We start from the raw sequence: 8,613 nt of genomic DNA, 5'->3' as shown, positions 1-8,613 counted from the left end.
CCACGCCGCGAAGATCGCGCCCGCGCCGAGGATCAGCCACACCTGATTGCCGTCCTATACCGGGCCGATCACGTTGATCGCGACACGCCGTTCGATATCCGTGCGAGCCCATGATGCGTTCGCTCGCCTACCTCGACCTTGGGCAGTGCGGCACGGGAGCTGTTTACAGTTTCGTGAGCGGCTCCGCCCTTAAGGACGAGATCGGGACGATCCAATCAGTGAGCGGGCCCAGAGTTTGGCCCCACCCACTCGAACACCTCCACGCAGTCGCAGGAAACCGAGCACCCGCAACCGCACGACGCCTGGGAGACGGACAGTTTCCGAACGCGGCCCTTTGAGAGCATAAGGTCGAGCGCACCGCGAACGGCATCCGGAGACGATCCGAAATGGATCGCCATCTCGGAAAGCGTCGCTTGCCCACGGCTCTGCAAGTAGCGGCCGAGTTCGGAAAGGGTGATCATGCCGCCCTCACTTCGCCGGAAGCGCCGCGAGACGACGCCCTTGCGCGAGCCCCGCAAGCCACATGGACAGCACCGCCACGCAGAACACGAGCGCACAAGTCATCAGCCAGTTTTGCGCCGTCGCCGGATCGCGGCTGTACGTTGCGACCTGGTAGAACGACACTGCCGTGATGTAGCCAAGGCCAGTCGTCCAGACTGTCGCGAAGACGGTCCAGCGCAGGCCCACCTCGTGCCGGATCGCGCCGAGCGCGGCCACGCAGGGCACATACAGCAGAATCAGCAGCATGTACGCGAAAGCGCCTGCCGTGCCGTCGAAGCGCGACTGCATTGCGCCGAATACCTGGCTGTTGACTTCGAGCTTCTCCGCCGCCTGCGCCGTGTCGCCGACATAACCGACGTCGATCGCAGGCGAGACGATCTTGCTGCCGATCTCGGCGAGATTGTGCGGGACCGACGCGGCGGCCTCACCCAGCTTGTCGAGCACCGACACGGGCTCCTCTCCGGCCTTCTCGCCGCCTTCGCCTGCCGCCTGATCGACCTGCGAATAAAGGGCGTTCAGCGTGCCGACGACGGCTTCCTTCGCGAAAATGCCGGTGAACAAGCCAACCGCCGCAGGCCAGTTCTCGTCCGTAAGGCCGATGGGCCTGAATACGGGCATCAGCTCATGGCTGACGGACGCCAGCACCGAATCCTGCGTGTCCTTGCGGCCGATGCTGCCATCGGTGCCCATGTTGGCGAGAACGCTCAGCACCATCACCATCGGCACGATGATCTGGCCCGCGTTGAGAATGAACCGGCGCAGCCGCTGCCATGCCTGAATGACCACGGTTCGCATGGTCGGCACGTGATAGGGCGGCAGTTCCATGATGAAGTGAGAGACCTCGCCGCGAAGCAGCGTGTGCTTGAGGATGAGCCCCGTCATCACGGCGAACAGGATGCCGATGATGTAGAGCAGGAAGACGATGTTCTGTCCGCTCCAGGGAAAGAACGCCGCCGCGAAGAGCGCGAACACCGGCAGCCGCGCTCCGCAGGACATGAACGGCGCCATCATGATGGTCAGGATGCGATCGCGGCGCGTTTCGAGCGTGCGCGTCGCCATGACTGCGGGCACGTTGCAGCCGAAACCGACGATCAGCGGCACGAAGGATTTGCCGGGCAGGCCGATTGCCCGCATGGCGCGGTCCATCACGAAGGCCGCGCGCGCCATGTAGCCGGAGTCTTCAAGGAAAGAGAGGAACAGGAACAGGCAGGCGATGATCGGCACGAATGTCGCGATGGTCTGCAAGCCGCTGCCGAAGCCCTTCACGATCACCTGCACGAGATCCGGCGCACCGATGGCGGCGAGGCCCTGCTCGGGGAGGTCGACGAACAGTGCTTCGCCGCCCTTGTCGAAGAAGTCGATGAATGCGCCACCGATCATGATGGTGAAGAGGAACATCAAGTACATCGCGACGAGGAAGATCGGCACGCCGAGGAAGCGGTTGAGCGCCACGGCATCGATGCGCTGCGTGAGCGTCGTCGAGACCGCGCGCTTCTGGCGATGGCACGCCTTCATGATCTCGGCGATGAAGCGGAAGCGGCCATCCGCGATAACGATGTCGGCGTCTTCGCCGCATGCCTTCTCGACCTCGGCGCGCAACTGCTTCGCCTCTTCCGTAAGGCTCGGCCCGGCGATGCACTCCGCCAGGTCGTCGCCTTCGATGAGCTTCAGCGCGACCCAGCGCGGATCGACACCCGCCGCCTTCGCCGCCTCGGACAGCGCCGATGCCAGACCATCGATTGCCGATTCGACTGCGGGAACCTGCGTCGGGCGACCGGCCGGCGCCGAGGGGGCCTGCACCGCTCGCGCGATTTCCGCCTTCAGCGCCTCGCCGCCCTTGCGCTTGCTCGCAACCATGGGCACGACGGGACAGCCGAGCGCCTGACCGAGCGCCGCCGCGTCGATCGCCACCCCGCCCCTCTCGGCGAGGTCGGACATGTTCAGCGCGAGGATGATCGGAACGCCCATCTCAAGCAATTGCGTGGTGAGATATAGATTTCGTTCGAGGTTCGACGCATCGACGATGTTGACGATCAGGTCGGCCTCGCCGCTCAGGATGTAATCGCGCGCGACGCGCTCGTCTTCCGAGCCGCGGCCGACATTCGCAAGCAGGTAAACGCCCGGCAGATCCACGATTTCGTAGCTTGTGCCCTTCCAGGCATAGGCGCCGAGTTTCTTTTCCACAGTGACGCCCGGCCAGTTGCCGATTGTCTGGGTTGCCCCGGTCAGACCGTTGAAAAGTGTCGTCTTGCCGCAATTAGGGTTGCCGGCGAGAGCAATGGTGCGATGGCTTTTCATGAGAGACGTTCGACTTCCAGAATGGCCGCTTCGCCCTTCCGAAGCGTGAGTTTGAAATTTCTCACCTTGATCTCGATCGGATCGCCGAGCGGGGCGCGGCGCTGGACCGAGAAGGTCGCGCCGGGTGTCAAGCCCATGGCGAGGAGGCGCTGGCGATAGCCTCGATCGCCGGAAGAAAACCCGACGACGCGGGCGTTCTCGCCGACCCTGAGATTTTCGAGAGTGATCATGATGCGCGGCAAAACCTTGAACGAACGAGGGAAATGACGTGAAAATCGGAGGTTTCCATTACAAAGACGCTTCACCTCTCGCTGATGGGAGTAAGCCTGCAACAGGAAACCTTCGTGGCACCCCAAAAGTAGATTTCAAAATATCACAAGGTCAACATATTTGTTTTATTTGTAACTAGAGTAATTCTAAGGTGATCTCGGCAAGCGATGGCCTTTTTCCCAACCTGACTGTCCCCGGACTTATCATTCGAGCTGGGGTTCCAATCGTTCGGCGACCGTTTTCCCGAAGTCGGTAAGACAAGCGAAAGCCAAGGTTCCGAATGAAGCACGCACATCACGACATACATCAGCCACATGGAACTCAGGACGCCAAAACTCCCCGGCGCGGCACATAGTGGCGGTTCCTGCCAGTAGGTGACGAGGGCTATCAGCAAGAAAACCGGCATCGCTGCAAGATAGATCCCCGTCTTGGTAGACAGCGGGAAGATCTGGCTGAGCTATGCCACCGCGGCAGGCGCAGGCTGCTACACCTTGAAACTCGCATATCAGGAGGCGCGCGAACGTGGAGCGCTATCTCTGCTTTCGCAGAGCGCGGCAACAACCGCCCTCGTGTTCTCCTTCTTCGAGGTGCTCCCGCACTACCCGGTCGGCGTGTCGGAGGTGCATACTCCGGCTCGCGCTCGACAACGGCCAGATCGTGGGGGGCAAGCTCCGGTATTTGAAAGACCCTTCGACCGGCCGGCGCGTCTCGCGGCCAAACCCGCCGGAGGAATGGAGGCGCACGCCTGCGCCGAAGCTTCGCATAGTCGAGCCGGTGCTTTGGGAAACGGTTCAGGCTCGCCTCGCCGGCCGCGCAAAATCTCCGGCTGGCTACCTCGCAAGCACGAGCTTTTCAGCGGTCGAGGACTACAAATGCACGCTTGAGAACCTAACGGTTCTGCTCCAGCCAAGGCGGAGGAGAGCACCGCGTTTCGCAACGCGGTGCGCGCGATGATCGCTGCCGTCATCGTCCATCCGACGAAACCGGGCGCGCCGATGCGCATCGAGATCGTGGGAACGCTGTCCAGATTGTTGGGAGAAAGCGTAGCAGAATTAGTGGTTGCGGGGGCAGGATTTGAACCTGCGGCCTTCAGGTTATGAGCCTGACGAGCTACCGGGCTGCTCCACCCCGCGTCACAAAGTTGACATAGGCCGTTCTGCCGGAAACCGCAACACATACCTTCAAGTTTCGCCGAAAAAAGTCGCGCGGCGTTTCCATATCCGCGCAGCGACGGCTTTGCCGCAGAAACGGCGAGCCGCGCAAAATCCTCGCACCCGCTTCCGACATGGCGCGTGCGCGTGACTCCCGCGCGCCCCGCGCCTCAAACTTCTCGAAAGCGGCCGCATCCCGACTGCACGGCGAATGCCGTCAGGCGCCTATTCGGCCGCGCGAAGACCGTCCGGCGCGCTCGCGGCCACCCGCTCGGAGCGCTTATGCGCCCAGATGAGATAGATGTTCCGCGCGTAGATAAAGAGGCCGGCGAGTTGCCCCAGCATGATCACCGGATCGGCTCGATGAACCGCGTAGACGAACAGCATCAAGCCGCCCGCAAAGCTGAAATACCAGAAAGTCTCCGGCACGATGGACCTCTTCACGCGCTCGCTCGCAATCCATTGCAGAACAAAGCGCATGAAAAACATGGATTGAGCCGCGAAGCCGAAGATGACCCATGCCATCTCGACTTCCGAAACCTGCGCCCACCACTGGCTGAACTTTGCGACGTCCATGCTATCCCCGTCCTGGGCTGAAGGCTCTCCCGCCGACCGGCTTGCCGGACAGGCGGAAAGAAGCCTGGGCACCCGCTCGCGCCGAAGCGGGATCATGCGATGCCAGAGCTTTCCGCGTTAACGCGTCTGAAAACTCTGCCGTTGTACTCCGCGCGCTTCTCCACGCGCCCCCGAAACGCCTCAATGCGTCTGCCGCGACGCGACGGATGCTCCCACCCGGCGAACCGGAGCGGCTTCCCTCAGCCGCGCCACGCCGAGCGTATCCTCGACGATCTCCGGAACCCGCGTGCGCCGCCTCAACCACACGATGCCGATCATGTCGTAAATGCCGAGCAGCGCACGGTTGAAATTGGTGTATTTCGACTGCCCCGCAACGCGCGGCCGGTCGTTCACCGGGACGTACTCCACCTTGTGGCTGTACATCTGAAACAGCGCGGGCATGAAGCGGTGCATGCTCGTGAAGAACGGCAGCCGCAAATACGCCTCGCGCCAGAAAACCTTGATGCCGCAGCCGGAGTCCGGGCACTGGTCCTTCAGGATCGCGGCGCGCGCACGGTTACCGAGAAGGCTCGCGATGCGCCGCGAGCCGACTGCCTTGCGCCGCACGCGCACGCCGCCAACCAGTGCCGGGCCACCCTTGGCGGGCGAGCCGAGGACTTTCAGAAGATTGGGGATGTCGGCGGGATCGTTCTGGCCGTCGCCGTCCATCGTGGCAATCAGCGGACATTGCGCGGCGAGAACGCCCGTGCGGATCGCGGCGCTCTGGCCGGAGCGAGCACGATGGCGGATGTAGCGCACGCGCGGATCGCGGGCGGCGAGCGCCTTGATTTCCGCGCCAGTGCCGTCGATGCTGCCGTCGTCGATCACGATCACCTCGCCGAGAACTTCTGGCGCAATGGCGCGCAGCGTTTCCTCGACGAGACGGCCGATATTTCCTTCTTCGTTCAGCGCTGGGATCACCACCGCAACAGTCATGACCGCCACCTTCGCAAGCTTGCTTCCGCAAAGCCCATTTCGATTTCCTTAACCGCTCATAGCAGGCTTTTTCGTGGCCACACAACCGCTGTGGACAAGCCGTTCGCGCGATTCATCCTTTGGTGACGGGTTCATGTGACAGTCAACACAGCGTACACGTTTCGAATCCGGCGGCTGATTTCCATGTTTGAGCGCAGCGCAAGATCCCACGCGTTTCCAGCGCCGCTTGCCCTCGGCGCGGATGGCAGCATCGTTACCGCGCATGCGGAGCCGATCCTCGGCTGGCCCGCCGGAAATCTTGATGGCGCTCCGAAACCTCTCGTCCTTCCGCAGAATTACCTCGAACCGCTCGCCACAAGTTCCATCGCCTACGGCTGCAACCTGCCGCTGCCTCATGGGGGCGTGCGGAGCCCCATGAGCAGCGCCGGGCTTCCCGACCGCATCGACGGCGGCGGCGAAGCCGGCTTTCTGGCAACCTCGTTGCCTGCGGGTCATGCCGCTATCATCGGCTCGAAGGGCGAGCGCTTCTCTCTCCGTTTTCGGTGGGTCTGCATCTCGGCCGACGCGGCGATCGGCGCGGTATGGCGTTGCTTCGTTAGTCTCGGCGGTCATGGCACGCACAACGGCTGGCACGCCATCGATCAGGATTACATCTTCGAGGCCAAGGGCGGCGCGGCGCTGAACGCGCCAGAGGAGCTTTCTCTGCCGGTGCGGGCGCCGGATGGACGAAGGCTGCGGCTTATGCATCCCATCGGCGCGCTGACCTGCTTCGCCTGCGAAGCGGGGCGCGTCAAGGTGACGAAACTCGCGGCGGATGGCTGGTCAAGACGCACCGTGGCCACTCTTTCGCTTCTTGCCGACGACCGGATCGTGGCCATATTCTCCGACGGAATGCAAAAAACCGTCGGTATTGCCGCGCCGCATGCGAAACGGACGGCGCGCGCCGCTTAGTTTCATCCGTCCAGCGACGCTTCAACCAATGATCTGATCGGGTCGGCGCATCATGAAGATGGCCAGAATATATATTCGCGCTCTCGGGATGCTTGCTTCCGAGCGCTGGCTCTCGATTGCGCTCGTGGCGGCGGGTGTGGCCATTGCCATCGTGCAACTTGCCGAACCGATCCTTTTCGGGCGCGTGGTGGATGCGCTGTCGAAGGGCGGTCAGGCTTTTCCGATCATCGGGATATGGGCCGCGCTCGGGCTGTTCAACATCATCGCGAGCGTCGCGCTGTCGATCATGGCGGACCGCCTCGCCCACCGCCAGCGGCTTGCGGCCATGGGCGCGGCCTTCGAGCGCGCGATCAACCTGCCGGTGAGCTATCATGCCCAGCACGGAACAGGGCGGCTCGTTCGCATCATCCTCGCGGGGACGGACCAGCTTTTCGCGCTGTGGCTTTCGTTCCTGCGCGAGCACCTGACCGCCATCATCAGCATCGTCCTGCTGATCCCCGTCGCCATCTCCATCGACACGCGGCTCGCGGCGCTGCTCGGCGCCCTCGCGGTCCTCTACTTCCTCGCGAACACCATCATCATCAAGCGGACGCAGGGCGGGCAGGAAAACGTCGAAGCCTACCATCAGGATGTCTTCGGCCGGGTCGGGGATGTCATCGGCAACGTGACCGTGGTGCAAAGCTACACGCGCCTTCTCGATGAAACGAGCGCGCTGCGCAACCTCATGGCCGATCTCCTGCGCGCGCAATATCCCGTGCTCACCTGGTGGGCGATGCTCACCGTGCTGACGCGCGCCGCCGCCACGATCACCATGGTCGCCGTATTTGCCATCGGCGCGATCCTTGCCGAGCGTGGCGAGGTGACGGTCGGCGAGATCGTGGCCTTTGTGGGCTTCGCGGGGCTGCTCATCGCCAAGCTCGACCAGCTTTCGAGCTTCGTGGCACGCATCTTCATGCAGGCGCCGACGCTGCAAAACTTCTTCGACCTGCTCGACACGAGCGGCATGACCATCGAGAAGACGGGCGCGGTGCCGCTTGAAAACGTGAAGGGCCGCGTCACCTTCGATCATGCCACCTACCGCTTCCCGAACAGCGATCAGGGCGTGTTCGCCCTCGATTTCGACGCCGCGCCCGGGCAGACCTTCGCGCTTGTCGGCCCGACCGGCTCAGGCAAGACGACGACGCTCGCGCTGCTCCAGCGGCTGCGCGATCCGCAGGAAGGCCGCATCCTCATCGACGGGACAGACATCCGCGACGTGACTCTGAACTCGTTGCGCCAGTCCATCGCCGTGGTGTTTCAGGACGCGGGGCTGTTCAACCGTTCGATCGCGGAAAACATCCGGGTGGGGCGCCCAACCGCAACGGACGCCGAGGTGGAGGAAGCGGCTCGTCTCGCCGAAGCGCACGACTTCATCCTCGCAAAACCCGGCGGCTACGGCTTCGTCATAGGCGAACGCGGCTCGGCGCTGTCGGGCGGCGAGCGCCAGCGCATCGCCATCGCGCGCGCGATCCTGAAGAACGCGCCGATCCTGATCCTGGACGAGGCGACGAGCGCGCTCGACAACGAGACCGAACTCAAGATCAAGCGCGCTCTCGACCGCGTGCGGCGCGGACGCACGACGTTTCTCATCGCGCATCGCCTCTCGACCGTCGCAAGCGCGGACAGGATCCTCGTTCTCGAAAAGGGGCGGATCGTCGAAGCCGGCACGTTCGCGGCGCTGGCCGAGGCAGGCGGCATCTTCGAGCGGCTCGTGAAGGCGGGCGATTTCAAGGAAGACGAGGCGGATGCACCCGCCGCCCGCGCGGCGGAGTGAGCGCTACCGGGTCGTGTGGAATCGGCGCGACTCTGTGAGTCCTGCAATCCGATCAGCATCTCTGCGTCGGATCGAGTC

General features: G+C 63.4%; 7 protein-coding genes, 1 tRNA gene and 2 pseudogenes. 3 read left to right on the top strand and 7 right to left on the bottom strand.

The genetic code is table 11. From position 1 onward, the window contains the following. The 4 genes and pseudogenes from QM659_RS16560 to QM659_RS16545 form a co-directional block, all read right to left on the bottom strand. Positions 1–96, bottom strand: a pseudogene (locus tag QM659_RS16560) (cytochrome d ubiquinol oxidase subunit II); the annotation flags it as partial. 119 nt (positions 97–215) lie between these two features. Next, positions 216–461, bottom strand: a complete 246-nt coding sequence (locus QM659_RS16555) for a FeoC-like transcriptional regulator (protein WP_127079401.1) — start codon at positions 459–461, stop codon at positions 216–218. A 7-nt stretch (positions 462–468) separates the two neighbouring features. After that, positions 469–2,799, bottom strand: coding sequence for a Fe(2+) transporter permease subunit FeoB (feoB, locus tag QM659_RS16550; protein WP_415189268.1), 2,331 nt, complete (start codon positions 2,797–2,799; stop codon positions 469–471). Continuing rightward, complete coding sequence (locus tag QM659_RS16545; protein WP_215031213.1) at positions 2,796–3,029, bottom strand: FeoA family protein; 234 nt, start codon at positions 3,027–3,029, stop codon at positions 2,796–2,798. The genes feoB and QM659_RS16545 overlap by 4 nt, the downstream gene beginning before the upstream one ends. Positions 3,030–3,488: 459 nt before the next feature. On the opposite strand from QM659_RS16545, the pseudogene QM659_RS16540 reads away from it, so the two are divergent. Beyond that, positions 3,489–3,695: pseudogene (locus QM659_RS16540) on the top strand (cobalt transporter); the annotation flags it as partial. Positions 3,696–4,125: 430 nt separating this feature from the next. On the opposite strand, the gene QM659_RS16535 reads toward QM659_RS16540, so the two are convergent. The 3 genes from QM659_RS16535 to QM659_RS16525 form a co-directional block, all read right to left on the bottom strand. Next, positions 4,126–4,202 (bottom strand) — tRNA-Met (locus tag QM659_RS16535). 243 nt (positions 4,203–4,445) lie between these two features. Beyond that, positions 4,446–4,796 (bottom strand): lipid-A-disaccharide synthase N-terminal domain-containing protein, encoded by a 351-nt coding sequence (locus tag QM659_RS16530; protein ID WP_303483651.1) that lies wholly within the window; start codon positions 4,794–4,796, stop codon positions 4,446–4,448. Between the two features lie 180 nt (positions 4,797–4,976). Beyond that, positions 4,977–5,771: a glycosyltransferase family 2 protein gene (locus QM659_RS16525; protein ID WP_415189267.1), complete on the bottom strand. Its 795-nt coding sequence runs from the start codon at positions 5,769–5,771 to the stop codon at positions 4,977–4,979. A gap of 183 nt (positions 5,772–5,954) precedes the next feature. Between QM659_RS16525 and QM659_RS16520 the strand changes: the two genes are divergently transcribed. Then, positions 5,955–6,722, top strand: coding sequence for a hypothetical protein (locus tag QM659_RS16520; RefSeq protein ID WP_415189266.1), 768 nt, complete (start codon positions 5,955–5,957; stop codon positions 6,720–6,722). 52 nt (positions 6,723–6,774) lie between these two features. Further along, positions 6,775–8,535, top strand: coding sequence for a glucan ABC transporter ATP-binding protein/ permease (locus QM659_RS16515; protein WP_415189265.1), 1,761 nt, complete (start codon positions 6,775–6,777; stop codon positions 8,533–8,535). Positions 8,536–8,613 lie beyond the last annotated feature (78 nt).

It is taken from the genome of Rhodomicrobium sp. (genome assembly GCF_047605405.1).
Taxonomy (GTDB): domain Bacteria; phylum Pseudomonadota; class Alphaproteobacteria; order Rhizobiales; family Rhodomicrobiaceae; genus Rhodomicrobium; species Rhodomicrobium lacus.
This window is presented reverse-complemented; position numbering and strand designations above follow the sequence as displayed.

Bases quoted from the DNA above. Each gene is read 5' to 3' on its own strand.
- QM659_RS16520 (WP_415189266.1), top strand. From the start codon at position 5,955: ATGTTTGAGCGCAGCGCAAGATCCCACGCGTTTCCAGCGCCGCTTGCC.
- QM659_RS16530 (WP_303483651.1), bottom strand. From the start codon at position 4,796: ATGGACGTCGCAAAGTTCAGCCAGTGGTGGGCGCAGGTTTCGGAAGTC.
- QM659_RS16515 (WP_415189265.1), top strand. From the start codon at position 6,775: ATGAAGATGGCCAGAATATATATTCGCGCTCTCGGGATGCTTGCTTCC.
- QM659_RS16525 (WP_415189267.1), bottom strand. From the start codon at position 5,771: ATGACTGTTGCGGTGGTGATCCCAGCGCTGAACGAAGAAGGAAATATC.
- QM659_RS16545 (WP_215031213.1), bottom strand. From the start codon at position 3,029: ATGATCACTCTCGAAAATCTCAGGGTCGGCGAGAACGCCCGCGTCGTC.
- QM659_RS16555 (WP_127079401.1), bottom strand. From the start codon at position 461: ATGATCACCCTTTCCGAACTCGGCCGCTACTTGCAGAGCCGTGGGCAA.
- feoB (WP_415189268.1), bottom strand. From the start codon at position 2,799: ATGAAAAGCCATCGCACCATTGCTCTCGCCGGCAACCCTAATTGCGGC.